Source organism: Streptomyces griseochromogenes, from assembly GCF_001542625.1.
GTDB lineage: Bacteria > Actinomycetota > Actinomycetes > Streptomycetales > Streptomycetaceae > Streptomyces > Streptomyces griseochromogenes.
In genome coordinates this window covers 9,988,590-10,008,254 of record NZ_CP016279.1, presented here as the reverse complement: position 1 = coordinate 10,008,254, position 19,665 = coordinate 9,988,590, and the positions used below count along the sequence as shown (strand labels likewise).

Annotated in this window: 19 protein-coding genes; 12 read left to right on the top strand and 7 right to left on the bottom strand. The window is 70.4% G+C overall.

What is annotated here, in order from left to right; all coding sequences use genetic code 11:
• Positions 1-75 precede the first annotated feature (75 nt).
• The 5 genes from AVL59_RS43545 to AVL59_RS43525 all read left to right on the top strand — a co-directional run bounded on the left by AVL59_RS43545 (position 76) and on the right by AVL59_RS43525 (position 8,093).
• Complete coding sequence (locus tag AVL59_RS43545) at positions 76-1,332, top strand: ankyrin repeat domain-containing protein (protein ID WP_067315406.1); 1,257 nt, start codon at positions 76-78, stop codon at positions 1,330-1,332.
• 48 nt (positions 1,333-1,380) lie between these two features.
• Positions 1,381-3,189, top strand: a complete 1,809-nt coding sequence (locus AVL59_RS43540; protein WP_067315404.1) for an ABC-F family ATP-binding cassette domain-containing protein — start codon at positions 1,381-1,383, stop codon at positions 3,187-3,189.
• Between the two features lie 280 nt (positions 3,190-3,469).
• On the top strand, positions 3,470-5,212 hold the full coding sequence (locus AVL59_RS43535; protein WP_067315401.1) for an outer membrane protein assembly factor BamB family protein: 1,743 nt from the start codon (positions 3,470-3,472) through the stop codon (positions 5,210-5,212).
• Between the two features lie 99 nt (positions 5,213-5,311).
• Entirely contained in the window at positions 5,312-7,168 is a 1,857-nt protein-coding gene (locus tag AVL59_RS43530) for an outer membrane protein assembly factor BamB family protein (protein ID WP_067315398.1), read from the top strand.
• Between the two features lie 232 nt (positions 7,169-7,400).
• Positions 7,401-8,093: a helix-turn-helix transcriptional regulator gene (locus AVL59_RS43525; RefSeq protein WP_079147274.1), complete on the top strand. Its 693-nt coding sequence runs from the start codon at positions 7,401-7,403 to the stop codon at positions 8,091-8,093.
• Positions 8,094-8,212: 119 nt separating this feature from the next.
• Here the strand turns inward: AVL59_RS43525 and AVL59_RS43520 are convergent, their stop codons facing one another.
• Complete coding sequence (locus AVL59_RS43520; protein WP_067315394.1) at positions 8,213-8,545, bottom strand: hypothetical protein; 333 nt, start codon at positions 8,543-8,545, stop codon at positions 8,213-8,215.
• Between the two features lie 21 nt (positions 8,546-8,566).
• Positions 8,567-10,258, bottom strand: coding sequence for a sodium:solute symporter family protein (locus AVL59_RS43515; protein ID WP_067315393.1), 1,692 nt, complete (start codon positions 10,256-10,258; stop codon positions 8,567-8,569).
• 198 nt (positions 10,259-10,456) lie between these two features.
• Here AVL59_RS43515 and galT point away from each other — a divergent pair, with 198 nt between their 5' ends.
• From galT to AVL59_RS43495, 4 genes are read left to right on the top strand one after another with little or no spacing between them, the layout of a single operon-like run.
• On the top strand, positions 10,457-11,518 hold the full coding sequence (galT, locus tag AVL59_RS43510; protein WP_067318462.1) for a galactose-1-phosphate uridylyltransferase: 1,062 nt from the start codon (positions 10,457-10,459) through the stop codon (positions 11,516-11,518).
• Complete coding sequence (galE, locus tag AVL59_RS43505; RefSeq protein WP_067315390.1) at positions 11,515-12,477, top strand: UDP-glucose 4-epimerase GalE; 963 nt, start codon at positions 11,515-11,517, stop codon at positions 12,475-12,477. Before galT ends, galE begins: the two co-directional genes overlap by 4 nt.
• Positions 12,477-13,631 (top strand): galactokinase, encoded by a 1,155-nt coding sequence (gene galK / locus AVL59_RS43500; RefSeq protein ID WP_067315388.1) that lies wholly within the window; start codon positions 12,477-12,479, stop codon positions 13,629-13,631. Before galE ends, galK begins: the two co-directional genes overlap by 1 nt.
• 49 nt (positions 13,632-13,680) lie before the next feature.
• Positions 13,681-14,283: a Uma2 family endonuclease gene (locus AVL59_RS43495; protein WP_067315386.1), complete on the top strand. Its 603-nt coding sequence runs from the start codon at positions 13,681-13,683 to the stop codon at positions 14,281-14,283.
• Here the strand turns inward: AVL59_RS43495 and AVL59_RS43490 are convergent.
• Positions 14,280-14,738 (bottom strand): GNAT family N-acetyltransferase, encoded by a 459-nt coding sequence (locus tag AVL59_RS43490; RefSeq protein WP_208870545.1) that lies wholly within the window; start codon positions 14,736-14,738, stop codon positions 14,280-14,282. The genes AVL59_RS43495 and AVL59_RS43490 overlap by 4 nt on opposite strands.
• Positions 14,739-15,000: 262 nt before the next feature.
• Here AVL59_RS43490 and AVL59_RS43485 point away from each other — a divergent pair, with 262 nt between their 5' ends.
• Entirely contained in the window at positions 15,001-15,768 is a 768-nt protein-coding gene (locus AVL59_RS43485) for a LuxR C-terminal-related transcriptional regulator (RefSeq protein WP_067315382.1), read from the top strand.
• On the opposite strand, the gene tamR is transcribed toward AVL59_RS43485, so the two are convergent.
• Positions 15,727-16,224 (bottom strand): MarR family transcriptional regulator TamR, encoded by a 498-nt coding sequence (tamR, locus tag AVL59_RS43480; RefSeq protein WP_067315379.1) that lies wholly within the window; start codon positions 16,222-16,224, stop codon positions 15,727-15,729. The two genes, AVL59_RS43485 and tamR, sit on opposite strands and share 42 nt — an antisense overlap.
• An 88-nt stretch (positions 16,225-16,312) precedes the next feature.
• Between tamR and AVL59_RS43475 the strand changes: the two genes are divergently transcribed.
• Together AVL59_RS43475 and AVL59_RS43470 are read left to right on the top strand one after the other, a co-directional pair.
• Positions 16,313-17,125, top strand: coding sequence for a trans-aconitate 2-methyltransferase (locus tag AVL59_RS43475; protein ID WP_067315376.1), 813 nt, complete (start codon positions 16,313-16,315; stop codon positions 17,123-17,125).
• A gap of 2 nt (positions 17,126-17,127) precedes the next feature.
• Positions 17,128-17,496, top strand: coding sequence for a VOC family protein (locus tag AVL59_RS43470; protein WP_067315373.1), 369 nt, complete (start codon positions 17,128-17,130; stop codon positions 17,494-17,496).
• On the opposite strand, the gene AVL59_RS43465 is transcribed toward AVL59_RS43470, so the two are convergent.
• From AVL59_RS43465 to AVL59_RS43455, 3 genes are read right to left on the bottom strand one after another with little or no spacing between them, the layout of a single operon-like run.
• Positions 17,436-17,933, bottom strand: coding sequence for a hypothetical protein (locus AVL59_RS43465; protein ID WP_067315366.1), 498 nt, complete (start codon positions 17,931-17,933; stop codon positions 17,436-17,438). The two genes, AVL59_RS43470 and AVL59_RS43465, sit on opposite strands and share 61 nt — an antisense overlap.
• 49 nt (positions 17,934-17,982) lie before the next feature.
• A complete protein-coding gene (locus AVL59_RS43460; RefSeq protein ID WP_067315364.1) occupies positions 17,983-18,660 on the bottom strand; it encodes a TetR/AcrR family transcriptional regulator in 678 nt (225 codons plus the stop codon).
• Complete coding sequence (locus tag AVL59_RS43455) at positions 18,657-19,664, bottom strand: acyl-CoA desaturase (protein WP_067315358.1); 1,008 nt, start codon at positions 19,662-19,664, stop codon at positions 18,657-18,659. The genes AVL59_RS43460 and AVL59_RS43455 overlap by 4 nt, the downstream gene beginning before the upstream one ends.
• Position 19,665 lies beyond the last annotated feature (1 nt).

The window sequence follows — 19,665 nt, the reverse complement described above, 5'->3', positions numbered from 1 at the left end:
CCGGCCGCAGGGGTCCCTCTAAGCTCGCCCGGCCGGTTCCGCGGGGGAGCGGCCGACGGCCGGAGGGGCGGACGCATGGGCGGGCAGGACGGGGGACGGCTCGTCGCAGCCGTACGGCGCGGAGAAGCCGAGCCGGTCCGGGAGCTGCTGGACGCCGGGGCCGATCCGGACACGCTCGACGACAGCACGGGCCTGCCCGTGCTCTGCTCGGCGATCGCCGCGTACGACGATCCGGTCGCCGAGGCACTGGTGGAGTACGGGGCCGACCCGCTGCGCAGGCTGCCCGACGGCACCACCCCGCTGCTGCGGGCGGTGGACAGCGGCTCGCTGTGGCTGATGTGGGCCGTGTTCCCCGAGGTGGTACAACGTCCCGGCCCGGCCCGCGAGGAGCTGCTGGACCGGGCCCGCCACTGGGCGCGGACCGACCCGGAGGCCGAACTGCGCCGCAGGACCGGCCTGCCGGGGCCGGTCGAGCGGACCAGACGGGACGACGAGATCGGCTGCTGGTACGAGAGCCTCGCGCTCGGCGGACAGACGCTGTACGACGGACACCTGGCGATCCTCACCACCCTGGAGGCCAGGCTCCGGCTGCGCACGCCCTTCGGTGAACTTCTCGCGCGCGCCCGGGCGTACCCGGACCGGAACCACCAGACGTGGACGGAGACGGTGACAGCGCTGGGCAAACGGCTGGACGACGAGACCTGGGCCACGGCCGAGGACATGAGCCGCGACCCCGACCCGCTGAACCGTCTCTTCGCCGCCGACGTGCTGCTGTCCCTGATCATCGGAGACCCGGCGGGAGGCGGCCAGCCGTTCCTGGAGCGGGCGAGGGAGCTGGTCCCCTGGACCGAACGGGAGCGGGACGTGGAGGTGCTCGACGTCCTGCTCAACGCGCTGACGTGGGCCGAAGACCTGGGGACCAAGGGGGTCGGCCTGCGCTACCTCGCGCATCCGGATCCCCGGATCCGTTCCTGGGTGCCGGAGCTGCTGGACGCCGACGCGGACGGGCTCAGCCCGCAGAGCCTGGCCGCCCTGCTCGACCTGGCGCGTGACCCGGACGCCGACGTGCGCGCCCGGACGTGTCACTGGCTCGAACACCATCGAGGTCCCGAGCCGGAGATAGGGGACGCGCTGCTGGAACTCACGCGCGACGAGCGGCAGCGCACCCGGATCCACGCCGTTGCCGGCCTGGCCTACCGCGACGACCCGCGCTGCGTGGAGGCCGAAACACGCATCGGTCCCATCGAGCCGGACCTCGCCGAGCAGGAGCCGCCGCTGCTCGCGGTCCGGTACTACCGGCGCCGTCAGGAGGAGCAGAAGAGCGGGGGCTGACCTCCGACTACCCTGGAGGGTCGATCCATCCCCCGGGGCAGGAGTGAAATGGCCGTCAACCTGGTCAATGTCGAGAACGTCAGCAAGGTGTACGGCACCCGTGCCCTGCTGGACGGCGTCTCGCTCGGCGTGTCCGAGGGCGATCGGATCGGCGTGGTGGGCCGCAACGGCGACGGCAAGACCACCCTCATCCGGATGCTCGCCAAGCTGGAGGAGGCGGACACCGGACGCGTCACCCACTCCGGCGGGCTGCGCCTCGGCGTGCTCACCCAGCACGACTCCCTCGACCCCGCCGCCACCGTCCGGCACGAGGTCATCGGTGACATGGCCGACCACGAGTGGGCGGGCAACGCCAAGGTCCGGGACGTGCTGACCGGACTGTTCGGCGGGCTCGACCTGCCGGGCTTCCCCAAGGGCCTGGACACCGTCATCGGACCGCTGTCCGGCGGCGAGCGGCGCCGTATCGCGCTCGCCAAGCTGCTCATCGAGGAACAGGACCTCCTCGTCCTCGACGAGCCCACCAACCACCTCGACGTCGAGGGCATCGCCTGGCTCGCCCGGCACCTGCGGGACCGGCGCTCGGCGCTGGTCTGCGTGACCCACGACCGCTGGTTCCTCGACCAGGTCTGCACCCGCATGTGGGACGTCCAGCGCGGTGACGTGTACGAGTACGAGGGCGGCTACTCCGACTACGTCTTCGCGCGCGCGGAGCGCGAGCGGATCGCCGCCACCGAGGAGGCCAAGCGGCAGAACCTGATCCGCAAGGAGCTGGCCTGGCTGCGGCGCGGGGCGCCCGCCCGTACCTCCAAGCCGCGCTTCCGGGTCGAGGCCGCCAACGAGCTGATCGCGGACGTGCCGCCGCCCCGGGACAGCAGCGAGCTGATGAAGTTCGCCTCCTCCCGCCTCGGCAAGACGGTCTTCGACCTGGAGAACGTCACCGTGCAGGCCGGGCCCAAGGTGCTGCTCCAGCACGTCACTTGGCAGCTCGGCCCCGGCGACCGCATCGGCCTGGTCGGCGTCAACGGCGCCGGAAAGACCTCCCTGCTGCGGGCCATGGCCCAGGCGGCTCGGACCGAGGGCGAGGAGCAGCCGGTCGGCGGACGGGTCGCCGTCGGCAAGACCGTCAAGCTCGCCTACCTCTCCCAGGAGGTCGCGGAACTCGACCCCGCCCTGCGGGTCCTGGAGGCCGTGCAGCAGGTCCGCGAACGCGTCGACCTCGGCAAGGGCCGCGAGATGACCGCCGGACAGCTGTGCGAGACGTTCGGTTTCAACAAGGAGAAGCAGTGGACGCCGGTCGGTGACCTGTCGGGTGGCGAGCGGCGGCGCCTGCAGCTGCTGCGCCTCCTGATGGACGAGCCGAACGTCCTCTTCCTCGACGAGCCCACCAACGACCTCGACATCGAGACCCTCACCCAGCTGGAGGACGTCCTCGACGGCTGGCCCGGCTCGATGATCGTGATCTCCCACGACCGGTTCTTCGTGGAGCGAACCACCGACCGCGTGTTCGCCCTTCTCGGTGACGGCGCCCTGCGCATGCTGCCGCGCGGTATCGACGAGTACCTGGAGCGGCGGCAGCGGATGGAGGAGGCGGTCGCCGCGCAGACGGCCGCCGCGGCCCCCAAGGCCGCCGCCGCGGAGAAGAGCGCCGCCGACCAGCGTGCCGCCAAGAAGGAACTCCAGAAGATCGAGCGCCAGTTGGACAAGATCTCCGAGAAGGAGTCCACACTGCACGCCCGGATCGCCGAGAACGCCACCGACTTCGCGAAGGTCGCCGAACTGGACGGCCAGTTGCGGGATCTGGCCGGGGAGCGCGAGGAACTGGAGCTGCGCTGGCTGGAACTGGCGGAGGACGCGTAGGGCGCGAGCGCGCACACCAGGGCGCGCCGATGGCGCGCGCGCGGCGTGATCCAGCCGCGCGCAACGCAGTTGCGTGCGCCGGGTGAAGGGGGCGTGAAGGCGCGTAACGGCGGCATCACGGGCCGGTTCTCCCTTGGGAACAGCGGTGTATGCGAGCCCGTGTGCTGTCGGCGCCGGGTGATAGAAAGAGCCGTCTGAGAACTTTCTGAGTACGACCTTGGGTCCGTGAACGAACCTCAGGGCGTGGCTAAAAATCAGTGAACGAGGGGGAAGAGCGCTGATGACTCAGCCGCCCGACCAGCCGCCGCAGGGTGGCTTCGGAGCACCGCAGGACCAGCCGCCGCAGGGCGGCGGATTCGGCGCCCCGCCGTCTCCGCCGCCCGGCCCGCCCCAGGCACCGGCTCAGCCACCTCAGCCCCAGCCCGGCTACGGCTACCCCCAGCAGCCCGGCGCCTACGCGCAGCCGGGCCCGTACGGCCTGCCCGCGCAACCCGGCCCGTACGCCGCGCAGCCCGGCTACGGCTACCCGCAGCAGCCGCAGTACCCGGGGCAGCCCCAGTACCCGGGCGCGCCCGGCACCCCGCCCGGTGGCAAGCCGGCGTCCCACAAGACCGCGCTGATCGTCGGTGCCGCGGCGGCCGCGCTGCTCCTCATCGGCGGCGCCGTCTACGTGGTCACGAGCGACGACGGCGGCGGCAAGAAGAAGCCGGTCGCCGAGAAGAGCGGCGACGGCAAGCACTCCTCCTCCGGCAAGCCGGTCGACCCCGGCAACGGAAACGGCAACGGCGGTGCGGACCCGGACAACCTCAACGACGGCCGCAAGCCCGGCGAGGCGAAGGTGCTCTGGTACAAGTCGGCACCCGACGCCCCGGGTTCCGGCGCGGACGCGCCCGGCATGTGGATCACCGGCAAGACGGCGGTGAAGGCGGCGTACAAGCAGGTCTTCGCCTACGACGCGGGCAACGGCAGCTCGGCCTGGGACCCGATCGCCTTCCCGCAGAAGATCTGTGCGGTCACCCCGCAGAAGTCGGCCGACGACAAGATCGTCGTGGCGTACATGAACGGCGTCAGCAGCCGTGCCAAATGCAACCAGCTCCAGCAGATCGACCTCAGCACCGGCGAGAAGGGCTGGAGCGGCCAGGTCGCCGACGGCGGGCTGTTCGACACCGCGATGAACGTCGAGCTGACCATCAGCGGCAAGACGCTGATGGTGGGCCGCTCGGAGTCGGGCACGGCGTACGACATCGACAGCGGCCGCAAGCTGTACAGCAAGGAGAAGTACGGCTCGGCCTGCTTCCCGGCCGCGTTCGCCGGCGGCTCGGGCCGGCTCGTCCAGGTGGCCTCCTGCGGCGCGGGCGGCAGCAACGAGCACGACGAGATCCAGGAACTCGACCCCGCCACCGGCAAGGTCAAGTGGACGCAGCCGGTCAAGAAGGGCTGGGCGGTCGCGCGGGTCTATTCCCTCGACCCGCTCGTGGTCTACCTGACCAACCAGGACAAGAAGGCCTGGAACATCTCCACCTTCACCAAGACCGGCAAGTTCCGCTCGGAGGTCAAGGTGAACGAGAAGTTCGCCCCTCGCTGCGGCTGGGCGATCCTCGAACGCGACCTGCAGGGCTGCCAGGGCGTCGCCGTCGACGCCGACACGCTCTACCTGCCGACGAACGCGACGACCGGCGCCAACGAGATCGTCGCCGTCAGCCTCGCCGACGGCAAGGCGAAGTGGCGCGTCCAGTCGCCCTCGGACGAGTCGATGTTCCCGATGAAGACGCAGGGCGGCAAGCTCATCGCCTATGTGCAGCCGTCGTACGACACGGGCGGCCAGATCGTGTCGATCCCGGTGACCGGCGGCTCGCACAAGCCGGCCAAGCTGCTGCAGAACCCCTCGGGCACCGCCGAGATCGAGAACGGCTTCTTCCAAGGCGCCATCGACTGGGCCGACGGACGCTTCTTCATCTCCTCCACCCGGCTGACCGGCAACGACGACTCGAAGGAGAAGCTGATGATGGCCTTCGGCAACTGAGCCCCGGCCCGTCCTCCTCTTCCCCTTTTCTCCCGCCCGCCCGGCCCTGTTTTTCTCCCGCCCGCCCGGCCCTGAGCGCTTCACCGAGGTACGCCCGCCATGACCCAGCCGCCCCCGCCGCCGAACCAGCCGCCCAACCAGCCTCCGCAGCAGGGCGGTTTCGGTCCGCCCCAGGACCAGCCGCCCGCGGCCCCGGCCACCCCGCCGCCGGCGCCCCCGACTCCGCCGAGCCTCCAGAAGGGCGGCCCCCAGCCCGGTTACGGCTACCCCCAGCAGCCCCCGGCACCGCAGCCGCCGCAGCCCGGCTACGGCCACCCGCAGACCCCCCAGCCGCCGCAGCCCGGCTACGGCTACCCCCAGGCCCCCCAGCCGCCCCAGCCCGGCTACGGCTACCCGGGCGCACCCGTCACCCAGCAGAACCCGTACGGCCAGCCCGCCTCGTACACCCAGCAGCAGGGGTACGGCTACCCGGGCGCACCCGTCCCGCCGACGGCGCCGCAGCCCGCGCTGTCCGGCGGCGGGCGCAACAACGCCACGGTGGCCGTCATCGTCTCGGCGCTCGTCGTGATCGCCCTGATCGTCGCCGGCGGTGTCTGGTACGCCAAGTCCTCCGGTGACGACGGCAAGAAGGACGACACCGCGAGCTCCAGCGGCGGCACGGGCGGCAAGAACGGCTCCGGGGGAACCACCGGCGGCAAGGAGAAGGTCCCGTCGAACCCCGCCGCCGACGTCCTCTTCCAGGTCCCGATGCCCAAGACGAACGACACCGTCGTCACCGCGGGCTCCTGGCTGACCGACAAGGTGTACGCCAAGACCGGCATCGCGGAGATCGTCGGCTACGACCCCGCCAAGGGCACCAAGCTGTGGACGCTCAAGCTGCCCGGCCCGGTGTGCGCGGCCACCAAGCACCTCACCTCGGACGACAAGACCGCGATCATCTTCCAGCCGAAGATGCCCGGGAAGGACTCCAGCGCGGGATGCAGCCAGATCGCGGCCATCGACCTCGACCACGGCACCAAGCTGTGGACCAAGACGGTCGGCGTCGGTGACTCCCCGAGCGACTTCGAGAACGTGACGGTCGCCCAGCACACCGCCGCGGTCGGCAGCACCGGCGGCGGCGCCGCGTTCGACATCGACTCCGGCAAGCTGCTGTGGCAGCCGAAGCCGGGGGACACCTGCTACGACGCCGGGTACGGCGGCGGCAACAAGCTGGTCGCGGTCCGCAAGTGCGGCGAGTACGACAACCGCCAGCTGCGCATCCAGAACATCGACCCGACGTCCGGCAAGGTGATCTCCGAGTACAGGATGGCCTCGGGCATCGAGTACGCCAGCGTCGTCTCGACCGACCCGCTGGTGGTGGCCGCCGACGTCGGTGACAGCGCGGGCGACGGCAGCGAGGTCTCGGACTACTTCTCCATCGACAACAAGACCGGCAAGCTGCTCAGCCACATCTCCGCGCCCGGCCACACCTACGGGGGCCGCTGCGACGGCATCACCCGCATCGAGGACTGCAAGCAGATCGTCGCCGGCAACAACAGGCTGTACGTGCCGACCGAGGAACACGACGGCAACGGCAAGTACAGCCAGACCAACGAGATCATCGCCTTCGACCTGACCACCGGCAAGGAGACCGGCCAGCGCGCCGAGGCCGGCGACGGCTACACGCTCTCCCCGCTGCGCATGGACGGTCCCAACCTGCTCGCCTACAAGCACCCGCCGTACGACAAGGGCGGCCAGGTCGTGAGCATCGACGGGAACTCCTTCAAGGCGACCAAGCTGCTGGAGAACCCGGCCACGCAGGACGTACGGCGGGCGGAGACCACGATGCTGCCGGACTACGCGGAGTTCCTGTACGGACAGGGCCGGCTCTACATGTCGTCGGTGTTCGCGCACAAGGTGTCGGACAGCAAGGACTACAAGGAATACCTGCTGCTCGCATTCGGCGCGGGCGGCTGATCGCACGCCTCCCGGTGCTTCCGAGCGCCGGGGCGAATGCGAGGGATTACCTGGGAGTGCCCCGGATTTCATCGATCCGGGGCACTTCTCCTTCATAGGGGCAGCGCGACGTCGAACAAGCGTGTAGCTTCCGGGGGCATGTGAAGGGCGGGGTGCCGGGGGGCCCTCTGTCCTTTTGGTCCGGTGGGCGTCCATAGTGGGGCATCCATGGGGGGGACTGGGGGGTTGCTCTATGGGAGTGCGGCTCATGGTCGTCGACGACCACCGGCTGCTCGCGGAGGCGCTGGCGTCGGCGCTCAAGCTGCGCGGTCACCGGGTGCTGGCCGCGGCCGCGCCGGCCGCGGGCGCGGCGGATCTGGTGATCGCGCGGGCACCGGAGGTGTGCCTGCTGGGCACGGCGGCGCCGGCCGAGCCGGGGGCCTTCGATCCGGTGGTGAAGATCAAGCGGGAGCGGCCGCAGGTGGCGGTGCTGGTGCTGGGCCCGGTGCCGTCGCCGCGGGGCATCGCGGCGGCCTTCGCCTCCGGCGCGTCCGGGTACGTACGGCACGACGAGCGGATCGAGGGGGTGGAGCGGGCCATCATGAAGGCCAGGGCGGGGGAGGCGGCGGTGGCGCCGCAGCTGCTGCAGGGCGCCTTCGGCGAGCTGCTCAACCCGGCGGCGCAGCCCGATGACGAGGGGCAGCGGCTGTTGCAGATGCTGACGCCGAGGGAGGTGGAGGTGCTGGTCCGGGTGGCCGACGGCGAGGACACCCGGCTGATCGCGGCCGGCATGGGCATCGCGCCGAGCACCGCGCGTACGCATGTGCAGCGGGTGCTGATGAAACTCGGCGTGGGGTCCCGCCTGGAGGCGGCGGCGCTGGCGGCCCGGACGGGACTGCTGGACCGCGCGGGCCCGTTGAGGGACGCACCGAGGCCGGAGCTGTAGACGACTCCGGCCTCGGCTGAGCAGGGGCGCGGGGCTGTGTCCGACATGCGGCTCCGCCGCGTGGGCGCGACCAGCCCCCGCGCACCCGCACCCGGCGGACGGCCGTGAGCCCAACGGCGTTACTCCGCCTGCTCCTCCGCCGGAGGCAACGGCGGCGGAGTGGGCCGCAGCTTGAGCCACGCCAGGAAGAAGATGCCCAGCAGCAGCATCCCGATCCCGGTCCACAGGTTGATGTTGACGCCCTCGGCCTTGTCGATGGCGGCCTGGGAGTCGGTGATGCCGGTGATCGTGACGATGACGCCGTAGAGCACGAACAGCCCGCCGATGATGCGGCGCAGGTCGAAGATGCGCGCGGCCGTCGCGGACTTGGTCTCCAGCTCGGAGACCTCCCGCTGGACGTCTTCCTCGGAGTAGTGGAAGTGCTCGTGGGAGTGGTCGGAGTGCTCGGTCATGGTTTCCTCATCCTCCCGCGGTCAGAGCGAGAACGGGATGTAGCAGGCGGCGGCCAGGACGACCGCGCCCCAGCCCAGCAGCGCCGGCCTGCGGTACCAGGCCTCGTCGCCGGGGGCGGGCGGTTCGGACATGCCGGGGGAGCGGGTGCCGTAGACGAGACCCTGCAGCTCCTGCTCCGGCTTCGGCTTGGTGAACAGGGACACGGCGAACATGACGACCGCGCCGGCGACGAAGCCCGCGATCGCGGAGACGAAGTTGGCGCCCTGGTCGGTGGGGATCGAGATGATGCCCTTCTTGTAGAGGACGAAGTAGTTGACCATCGCCGTGACCGTGCCGGCCAGCAGGCCCCAGAAGCCGGACTTGGCGGACGCCCGCTTCCAGAACATGCCGACGATGAAGACGACGAACATCGGCACGTTGAAGAAGGAGAACAGCGTCTGCAGGTAGCTCATGATGTTCGAGAACGAGGACGCCAGGAACGCCGTACCGACCGAGGCGGCCACGCCGATCGCGGTGATGAGGCGGCCGAAGCGCACGTAGTACGAGTCCTCGCGGCCGCGTACGACGTAGCGGGCCCAGATGTCGTTGGTGAACACCGTGTTGAAGGACGACACGTTGGCGGCCATGCCGGCCATGAACGCGGCGAGCAGACCCGTCACGGCGATGCCCAGCACGCCGTTGGGCAGCAGCTCCTGCATCAGGTACGGGATGGCGTCGTTGTACTGCAGCCCTGAACCGGAGGTGCCGATCTTCGGCACCAGGGCGGCGGCGACCAGGCCCGGGATCATCACCAGGAAGACGATGAAGATCTTCGGGTAGGCGGCGATCAGCGGGGTGCGCTGGGAGGCGGAGAGGTTCTTCGCGGACAGGGCACGCTGCACCTCGGCGAAGTTGGTCGTCCAGTAGCCGAAGGAGAGCACGAAGCCGAGGCCGAGGACGATGGTCAGCCAGTTGGCGCCGAGCGGGTTGGCGCTGCCGATGCCGGTGCCGCCCCAGGCGGTGGTGAAGTCGTGGCCGTGGGTGGCGGTGAGCTTGTCGGTCAGGCCGCCCCAGCCGCCGACCTTCTTCAGGCCGAGGACGGTGATCGGGATGAGGGCGGCCAGGATCACGAAGAACTGCAGCACCTCGTTGTAGATCGCCGAGGACAGGCCGCCCAGCGTGATGTACGCCAGCACGAAGGCGCCGGCCACCACGATGGCCACCCACTGCGGCCAGCCGAGCAGGGCCTCGACGACGATCGCGAGGGCGTAGAGGTTGACGCCGGCGATCAGGATGGCGGCAAAGGCGAACAGGATCGAACTGAGCAGGTGGGCGCCCCGGTCGAAGCGCAGCAGCAGGAACTCGGGGACCGAGCGGACCTTGCTGCCGTAGTAGAAGGGCATCATCACCAGGCCCAGGAAGACCATGGCCGGGATGGCGCCGATCCAGTACCAGTGCACGGTGTAGGCGCCGTACTGGGCGCTGTTCGCGGCCATGCCCAGGATCTCGGTGGCTGCCAGGTTCGCGGAGATGAAGGCGAGGCCGGTGATCCAGGCGGGCAGCGACCGTCCCGAGAGGAAGAAGTCGAGGCTGGTCTTCACCGAGCGGCGGGCCGCGAAGCCGATGCCCAGGACGACGACGAAGTAGATCGCCAGGATCGTGTAGTCCAGCCAGTTGGTGGGGAGCCGTAGCTCCGCCGCCAGACGGACGGGGGCTTGTGTGGGGGTTTGCATGAGAACTCGCTTCGTTGCGCGAACTGATCCAGAGCGGAACCTACGCCTCCGCGTTCAGTAATTGAACACTTCTGTTGATGTTCTTTGTTTGATTGTGATGGTCCTGGGTGTTGTCGGGTTGTGGTCTGTTATGTTTGATTGTGTTGAGTGATTGGGTGCGGACATACCCCTGTGCGGGGGCTGACCAAGGAGTCCGGCGTGAAGAAGACCTCGACCCGGCTGGCCGACGGTCGTGAGCTGATCTACTACGACCTTCGGGACGACACCGTGCGGGACGCCCTCGACCGCCGCCCGCTGGACCGTACGGTCACCACGTCCGAGATCCGCCGCGATGTGCTGCTCGGCGACTCGGTCGCCATCGCCTCCCATCGTCAGGCCCGCACCTACCACCCGCCTGCCGACGAGTGCCCCCTGTGCCCGACGCGGGGCGAGCGGCTGAGCGAGATCCCGGACTCCTCGTACGACGTCGTCGTCTTCGAGAACCGCTTCCCCTCCCTCGCCGGCGACTCCGGGCGCTGCGAGGTCGTCTGCTTCACCTCCGACCACGACGCGTCCTTCGCCGACCTCACCGAGGAGCAGGCGCGCCTCGTGCTGGACGCGTGGACGGACCGGACCTCGGAGCTGTCGCACCTGCCCGCCGTCGAGCAGGTGTTCTGTTTCGAGAACCGGGGTGAGGAGATCGGCGTGACCCTCGGTCATCCGCACGGTCAGATCTACGGCTACCCCTTCACCACCCCCCGCACCGCCCTGACGCTCCGCTCGGTCGCCGCCCACAAGGAGGCGACGGACGGCGAGAACCTGTTCGACGCCGTCCTGGAGCGGGAACTCGCCGGGGACCGGGTCGTCCTTGTGGGTGAACACTGGGCGGCCTTCGTGCCCTACGCGGCGCACTGGCCCTACGAGGTCCACCTGTACCCGAAGCGCCGCGTCCCCGATCTGCTGGCGCTCGACGAGGCGGCACGCACAGAATTCCCCCAGATCTATCTGGAACTCTTGAGGCGCTTCGACCGTATCTTCGGCGAGGGTGAACCTCCGACGCCCTACATCGCGGCCTGGCACCAGGCTCCGTTCGGCGCGCTGGAGGAGTTCGACGGTGTGACGCGGGACGATTTCGCGCTCCACCTCGAGCTTTTCACCATCCGCCGCACTTCCGGCAAGCTGAAGTTTCTCGCGGGTTCCGAGTCCGGCATGAGCGTGTTCATCAACGATGTGCCGCCGGAGCGCGCGGCCGAGCGACTGCGAGAGGTAGCGAGTTCATGAAGTACCTGGTGACGGGTGGCGCGGGTTATGTCGGCAGTGTCGTGGCCCAGCACCTGCTGGAGGCCGGCCACGAGGTCACCGTCCTCGACAACCTCTCCACCGGCTTCCGCGAGGGCGTTCCCACCGGGGCCGCGTTCATCGAGGGCGACATCCGCGACGCCGCCAAGTGGCTCGACTCCTCCTACGACGGCGTGCTGCACTTCGCCGCGTCCTCGCAGGTCGGCGAGTCGGTGGTGAAGCCGGAGAAGTACTGGGACAACAACGTGGCCGGCACCATGGCCCTGCTCGGCGCGATGCGCGAGGCGGGCGTGCGGAGGCTGGTCTTCTCCTCCACGGCCGCCACCTACGGCGAGCCGGAGCAGGTCCCGATCCTGGAGACCGCCCCGACGAAGCCCACCAGCCCCTACGGCGCCTCCAAGCTCGCCGTCGACCACATGATCACCAGCGAGGCGATCGCCCACGGCCTGGCCGCGGTCTCCCTGCGCTACTTCAACGTGGCCGGCGCGTACGGCGTGCACGGCGAGCGCCACGACCCCGAGTCGCACCTGATCCCGCTGGTCCTCCAGGTCGCCCAGGGCCGCCGCGAGGCGATCTCCGTCTACGGCGACGACTACCCGACGCCGGACGGCACCTGCATCCGCGACTACATCCACGTCGCGGACCTGGCCGAGGCCCACCTGCTCGCCCTGACGGCCGCGCGGCCCGGCGAGCACCTGATCTGCAACCTCGGCAACGGCAGCGGCTTCTCCGTCCGCGAGGTCATCGAGACCGCCCGCTCGGTCACCGGGCACCCGATCCCCGAGGTCGTCGCCCCGCGCCGCGGCGGCGACCCGGCGGTGCTGGTCGCCTCGGCCGACGCGGCCCGCGAGAAGCTGGGCTGGAACCCCTCCCGCGCGGACCTCGCCGGGATCGTCGCGGACGCGTGGGAGTTCACGCGGCACATCGCAAAGGAGCACTAGTGGGGGCACAGCAGGTCCGGGAGCGCTTCGCCGAGCTGTACGGAGCCGAGCCGGAGGGGGTGTGGGCGGCGCCGGGCCGGGTCAACCTGATCGGCGAGCACACCGACTACAACGACGGCTTCGTGATGCCGTTCGCGCTGCCGCACCGGGCGACGGCGGCCGTCGCCCGCCGCACCGACGGCGTCCTGCGCCTGCACTCGGCGGACGTCGAGGGCCCGGTCGTGGAGCTGTCGCTGGACGCGCTCGCGCCGCAGAGCGACCAGGACTGGACGGCGTACCCGGCGGGCGTGGTCTGGGCCCTGCGCGAGGCCGGGCACCCGGTCACCGGCGCCGACGTCCACCTCGCCTCCACGGTCCCGACCGGCGCGGGCCTGTCGTCCTCCGCGTCCTTGGAGGTCGTCGTCGCGCTCGCGCTGAACGACCTGTACGGCCTCGGTCTGCAGCGCTGGCAGCTGGCCCGCCTGTGCCAGCGCGCCGAGAACGTCTACGTGGGCGCGCCGACGGGGATCATGGACCAGACGGCGTCGGCCTGCTGCGAGTCCGGGCACGCCCTCTTCCTCGACACCCGCGACCTGTCCCAGCGGCAGATCCCCTTCGACCTCGCGGCCGAGGGCCTGCGCCTGCTGGTGGTCGACACGCAGGTCAAGCACGCCCACAGCGGTGGTGAGTACGGCAAGCGCAGGGCCGGCTGCGAGAAGGGCGCGGCCCTGCTCGGCGTGGACGCCCTGCGCGACATCGCCTACGCCGACCTCGACGCGGCCCTCGCCCGCCTCGGCGACGAGGAGGAGGTCGTCCGTCTGGTCCGGCACGTCGTCACGGAGGACGAGCGGGTGGAACGGGTCGTGGCCCTCCTGCGAGGCGGCGAGACCCGAGCCATCGGCCCGGTCCTCACCGAGGGCCACGCCTCCCTGCGCGACGACTTCCGCATCTCCTGTCCGGAGCTGGACCTGGTCGTCGACACCGCCCTCGCGAACGGCGCGCTCGGCGCCCGGATGACCGGCGGCGGCTTCGGCGGCTCGGCGATCGTCCTCGCGGAGGCCGCCGACGTCGACACCCTCACCAAGGCGGTCGAGGAGGCCTTCGCGGCGGCGGCCTTCACCGCCCCGCGGGTGTTCGAGGCGGTGCCTTCGGCGGGGGCGGGGCGGGTGGACTGACGGCTGGTGCGACAGATCGGCGCGGTCATACTGAGAGGCGGGAGGACCCATGACTCGGCAGACCCTGTACCGGCGGCTGCGCGACATGCGTGACCACTTCACTCCACCGCCTGGCCTCGCCTGGCCCGAGATCAGCGACGGGAAGATCATCATGATGATGAGCCCGCGCCCGCGTCACCAGCTGACCGCGACGCGTGTACGGGATCAGCTCTCACCGCAGCTCCCCGATGGCCTGGGCGTGTTCGAGGCCACCGACACCGACGACGAGGCGCTCGGTAAGCTACGCGTCCCCGACCTCCACGTGTGCGCATACGACGCCATGGAGACCGACGACCCTCTCGATCCCCGCGAGATCACTCTGGCGATCGAGATCATCTCTCCGTCCACCCCGGAGAACGACTACCGGGACAAGACCCGCGACTACCCCGCCATGGGCATCCCGCACTACCTGATCCTCGACCCGCGCGACGGCACGTGGACCTACCAGTGGGGCATCGGCCGGTCCGAGGGTCGGCCCGCCTACGAGAACCGGCTCCACCTCCCGTACGGAAAGCCGGTCACCGTCTCCACCGAACTCGGCACCTGGTCGATCGACACCACCGATCTGCCCCGCTACAGCGCCAAGGACATGGGGCTCGCCCCGGACTCCTAGGAGATGAGCCGCTTCGTCAGCGTGAACTCCGTGATCCCCGGCGGATAGTCGGGGATCACGCACACCACGTCGTAGCCCTGCCTCCGGTAGAACTCCGGTGCCTGGAAGTCCCAGGTCTCCAGGCGGGCCGAGGCGCAGCCCCGGTCGGCGCGGGCGATGCGTTCCGCCTCGGCGAGCAGCCGGGAGCCGAGGCCCGCGCCGCGGTGGCGGGCGTCGACCCACAGGTAGGTGACATGCAGCCAGGTCGCCCAGGTGTGGCCGACCAGACCCCCGGCCAGGTCTCCCGACGGATCCAGCGCCCAGACGTGAAGGGGGACTTCGCGCTCCCCCGGGGTGCCGCGCAGCGCCGACAGGACCGGAGACGCCGCCGAGTTGGTGTCGCGCAGCCGGGAGCGGAGCAGATCACGTCGGCCTTTGTCGACTTCTGCCTCAATACGAAACATGCGGCACACCATAAACGTGCCGGACGACCAGTTCTGTAAATCGACTTCCGCTGTCTGCTCCCATCCGTACTCTGATGAACAGCACCAGTGGGGGCTGGTGCTGATCAGGGGGCGAGACAGCCGGGTACGGCGCCTGTGGTGGGGGTAGCAGTTTCCGCAACGGCGGCGGCCGTGCGGTCGGCGTTCCTTCCGCAGGTGTCGTGTCCGCGCGGGTCGTCGTTCTTGGGACCTGGGTTATCCCCTGCTCCGCGTGGAGCCTGGGGAAGGGGGTTTCGTGGTTCGTATCCGAGTCCTGGTCGTCGACGACCACCGCATCTTCGCCGAGTCGCTCGCCGCCGCGCTGGCCGCCGAGCCCGACGTGGACGTCTCCGCCGCGGGCAGCGGCCCGGCCGCGCTGCGCTGCATGGAGCGCGCGGCCGCCGAGGGCCGTCGCTACGACGTCCTCCTTGTCGACGCCGACCTGGGCGGCAGCCTGCCCGGCATACGCCCGGCCGTGTCCGTGCAGGAGGGCGACGAGGAGGGCCTGGTCGACGGGATCTCGCTGGTCGCGGGCGTCCGTTCGGCGCAGCCCGCGGTGCGCACCGTGGTCCTGGCCGAGAAGGACGATCCCCGGCGCGCGGCTCTCGCGCTGCAGGCCGGCGCCTCCGGCTGGGTGGCCAAGGACTGCTCGCTGTCCCGGCTGCTGACGGTGATACGAGGAGTGCTGCGCGACGAGACCCATCTGCCGCCCGCGCTGCTCACCGGCGTCCTCAAGGAGCTGACGGCCGCCCGCAAGCACCGCACCGAGAGCGAACGGCTGGTGGAGTCGCTGACCCCGCGCGAGCGGGAGGTGCTGCGCTGCATGGTCGCCGGGCTCGGCCGCAAGGCCGTCGCCGAACGGCTGTTCCTCTCCCCGCACACCGTGCGCACCCATATGCAGAACGTCCTCGGCAAGCTGGGCGTCCACTCGACGCTGGCCGCCGTGGCGCTCGCCCGGCGGGCGGGCGTGGGACCGGTCGACCTATCCGGGGATGTTGTCGAACGGGGCGGTCAACTGGCGTAGCAGCGCGGCGAGTTCGCCGCGCTGGGCGCGGGACAGCTCGCCGAGGATCGCCCGCTCCTGGTCCAGCAGGCCCGCCAGTGCCTGGTCCGCGCGGTCCCGGCCCTCGTCGGTCAGCCGGACCAGCACTCCGCGCCGGTCGCTCGGATCGGGCAGCCGCTCCACCAGGCCCTTCTTCGCGAGCCGGTCGATCCGGTTGGTCATCGTGCCCGAGGTGACCAGGGTCTGCGTCAGCAGCTGGCCGGGGGAGAGCTGGTACGGCGTGCCCGCGCGCCTGAGCGCGGTCAGTACGTCGAACTCCCAAGGTTCGAGCTGGTGTTCGGAAAAGGCGAGCCGGCGTGCGCGATCCAGGTGCCGGGCCAGCCTGCTCACCCGGCTGAGCACTTCCAGCGGCTCCACATCGAGGTCCGGACGCTCCCGGCGCCACGCTGCGACCAGCCGATCGACCTCGTCCTCCATGGAGATCAGTGTAGTGGTTGTGTCGACATGAAGTCTCTTGATCTCAAGTATCTTGACATCAAGATGTGCGCCGTAGAGAGTGGGAGACATGACGACGCCCACCTGGGATCCGGCCCAGTACCTCCGCCACGCCGGCCACCGCGCCCGCGCCTTCACCGACCTGATCGCCCGCATCCCCGCCCTCCCGGACGAGCGGCCGCGCATCGCCGACCTCGGCTGCGGCCCCGGCAACGTCACCGTCCTGCTCGCCGAACGCTGGCCCGCCGCCCACATCACCGGCTACGACAACTCCCCCGAGATGCTCGACAAGGCCCACGTCGACCACGAGGGCCCCACGCCCGGCGGCGGCCGCCTGGACTTCGCCCACGCGGACGCCCGCGTCTGGACGCCCGAGGAACCCTGCGACCTGATCGTCTCCAACGCCACCCTGCAGTGGGTGCCGGGGCACGCCGACCGCCTCCCCGACTGGATCGGCGCCCTGAAGCCCGGCGGCACCTTCGCCTTCCAGGTCCCGGACAACATCGACGCCCCGCTGCACGCCCTGATGCGCGACCTGGCCGCCACCCCCCGCTGGAAGTCCCGCCTCGCCGACGTCCTGCGCCACACGGACTCCGTCCACACTCCCGGCACCTACCTGGACCGCCTCGCCCGCCTCGGCTGCGACACCGACGTGTGGCAGACGACGTACTTCCACGTCCTGACCGGCGAGGATCCCGTCCTGGACTGGGTCAAGGGCACGGGCCTGCGTCCCGCCCTCACCGCCCTGGCCGACGACCCCGAGGCTCGCGACGCCTTCGTCACCGAGTACCGGGACCTGCTGCGCGAGGCCTACCCGAGCGCGCCGTACGGCACGGTCCTGCCCTTCCGGCGGCTGTTCGCCGTGGCCGTGAAGGGGGCATGAGGATGCTCGCCGCCGTCGACCACGTCCAGCTGGCGGCCCCGCCCGGGTCGGAGGAGAAGCTACGGGCGTACTACGGGGACGTCCTCGGCATGACGGAGATCCCCAAGCCGCCGGTACTGGCCGCGCGCGGGGGCTGCTGGTTCCAGGCCGGGGACGTACAGCTCCACCTGGGCATCGAGGAGGACTTCCGCCCGGCACGCAAGGCGCACCCCGGACTCCGGGTGGCGGACATCGAGGCCTGCGCGGCCCGCCTCGCCGCCCACGACGCCCCGGTGACCTGGGACGACGACCTGCCCGGCCATCTGCGCTTCTACTCCGAGGACCCGGTCGGCAACAGGCTGGAGTTCCTCCAGCCCCTGAACCGCCGGTAGAGGGACGCCGACCGCAGCGCCCAGCGTGCGAACAGCGCGGCGAACGCCAGCGGCACCAGGGGGAGCGCGACGCGGCCGAGGCGGCCCCACACGCCCCGCTCCACCGGCACCCACCGGCCCCACGGCTCCTCGGCCACCTCCGTGTGCTGCGCGGGATAGGAGGAGAACGTCATCCTCACCCTGCCCCCACCGTGCGCGAGATAGGCGTCGCAGTCGTAGTGGGCGGGCGCGGTCTCACGGTAGGAGACCCTCACCTCGGGCACATAGAAGCAGGCCTGCGTCCGCGTCTCCTGCGGGTGCCCGATCAGCCCCAGGTGGGCGGCCGCGGCGATGTACCCGTAGACCGTGACGGCGAGCAGGCAGACGGCGAGCGCACCGAAGACGACGACACCCGCCGCCTGTTTGCGCCCGCTGGGAAACTCGCTCTGCTCGGCCACCGCACGATCGTACGAACGCCCTGCGGCCGCGCCCCCACCGCCCCGGCGTCTACGCCTTGCGGTGCCCTATCAACCGCGGCTTCGGCTCCAGCCCGTCCAGACCGTGCCACGCCAGGTTCACCAGATGCGCCGCCACCTCCGCCTTCTTCGGACGGCGCACGTCCAGCCACCACTGCCCGGTCAGCGCGACCATGCCGACCAGGGCCTGTGCGTACAGCGGGGCGAGCTTCGGGTCGAAGCCCCGGGACTTGAACTCGCGGCCCAGGATGTCCTCCACCTGGGTGGCGATGTCCGAGATCAGCGAGGCGAAGGAACCGGTCGACTGCGGAATGGGGGAGTCACGGACCAGGATGCGGAAACCGTCCGTGTATTCCTCGATGTAGTCCAGGAGAGCGAAGGCCGCCTGCTCGCACAGTTCGCGGGGGTGCCCTGCCGTCAGAGAGCCCGTGACCATGTCCAGCAGACGGCGCATCTCGCGGTCCACCACCACCGCGTACAGCCCCTCCTTGCCGCCGAAGTGCTCGTACACCACCGGCTTGGACACCCCGGCCTTCGCCGCGATCTCCTCCACCGAAGTGCCCTCGAAACCCTTCGCCGCGAAGAGGGTGCGACCGATCTCCAGCAGCTGCTGGCGGCGCTCGGCACCGGTCATACGGGTCCGGCGCGTCCGCCGCTGCTTGTCATTGCCGGAATTGCTGCTGGAATCGGTCGCCACGGCGTCAATCATGCCGCCTCGGCGGTCTCCTTCCGGCGCCGAGAACCGCCTTCCTCGGTGTTACGGCGTGAATCGATACGCGAGCGTGACGGCCAGCGCACGTCGTACGCCCAGCCCAGCAACTCGAACCAACGGATGAAACGTGCCGAGGAGTCGATCTGGCCGCGCATCACACCGTGACGCGCGGAGGTCGGGTCGGCGTGGTGCAGGTTGTGCCAGGACTCCCCGCACGACAGCACCGCCAGCCACCACACGTTGCCCGAACGGTCCCGCGACTTGAACGGCCGCTTGCCCACCGCGTGACAGATCGAGTTGATCGACCAGGTCACATGGTGCAGCAGCGCCACTCGTACGAGTGAACCCCAGAAGAACCCGGTGAACGCGCCCCACCAGGACATCGTCACCAGACCGCCGATCAGCGGCGGCAGCGACAGCGACACCGCCGTCCACAGCACGAACTGGCGGGAGATCGCCCGGATGGCGCCGTCCTTGACCAGATCCGGCGCGTACTTGTCCTGCGGCGTCTGCTCCTCGTCGAACATCCAGCCGATGTGCGCCCACCACAGGCCCTTCATCAGCGCCGGGACCGTCTCCCCGAACCGCCACGGAGAGTGCGGGTCACCCTCGGCGTCGGAGAACTTGTGATGCCTGCGATGGTCGGCCACCCAGCGCACCAGCGGCCCCTCGACCGCCAGCGAGCCCATGATCGCCAGTGCGATCCGCAGGGGCCGTTTGGCCTTGAACGAACCATGGGTGAAGTAGCGGTGGAAGCCGATCGTGATGCCGTGGCACCCGAGGTAGTAGAAGAACACCAGCAGACTCAGATCGAGCCAGCTCACCCCCCAGCCCCAGGCCAGCGGCACGGCCGCCACGAGTGCCAGGAACGGCACGAGGATGAACAGGAGCAGCGTGATCTGCTCGATCGAACGCTTCTGCTCGCCGCCCAGCGTGGCGGAGGGGGTGGTCGTGTCGGTGGCCTGACGGGCTTCTTCGATCACATCGGAACTTGAGGTCATG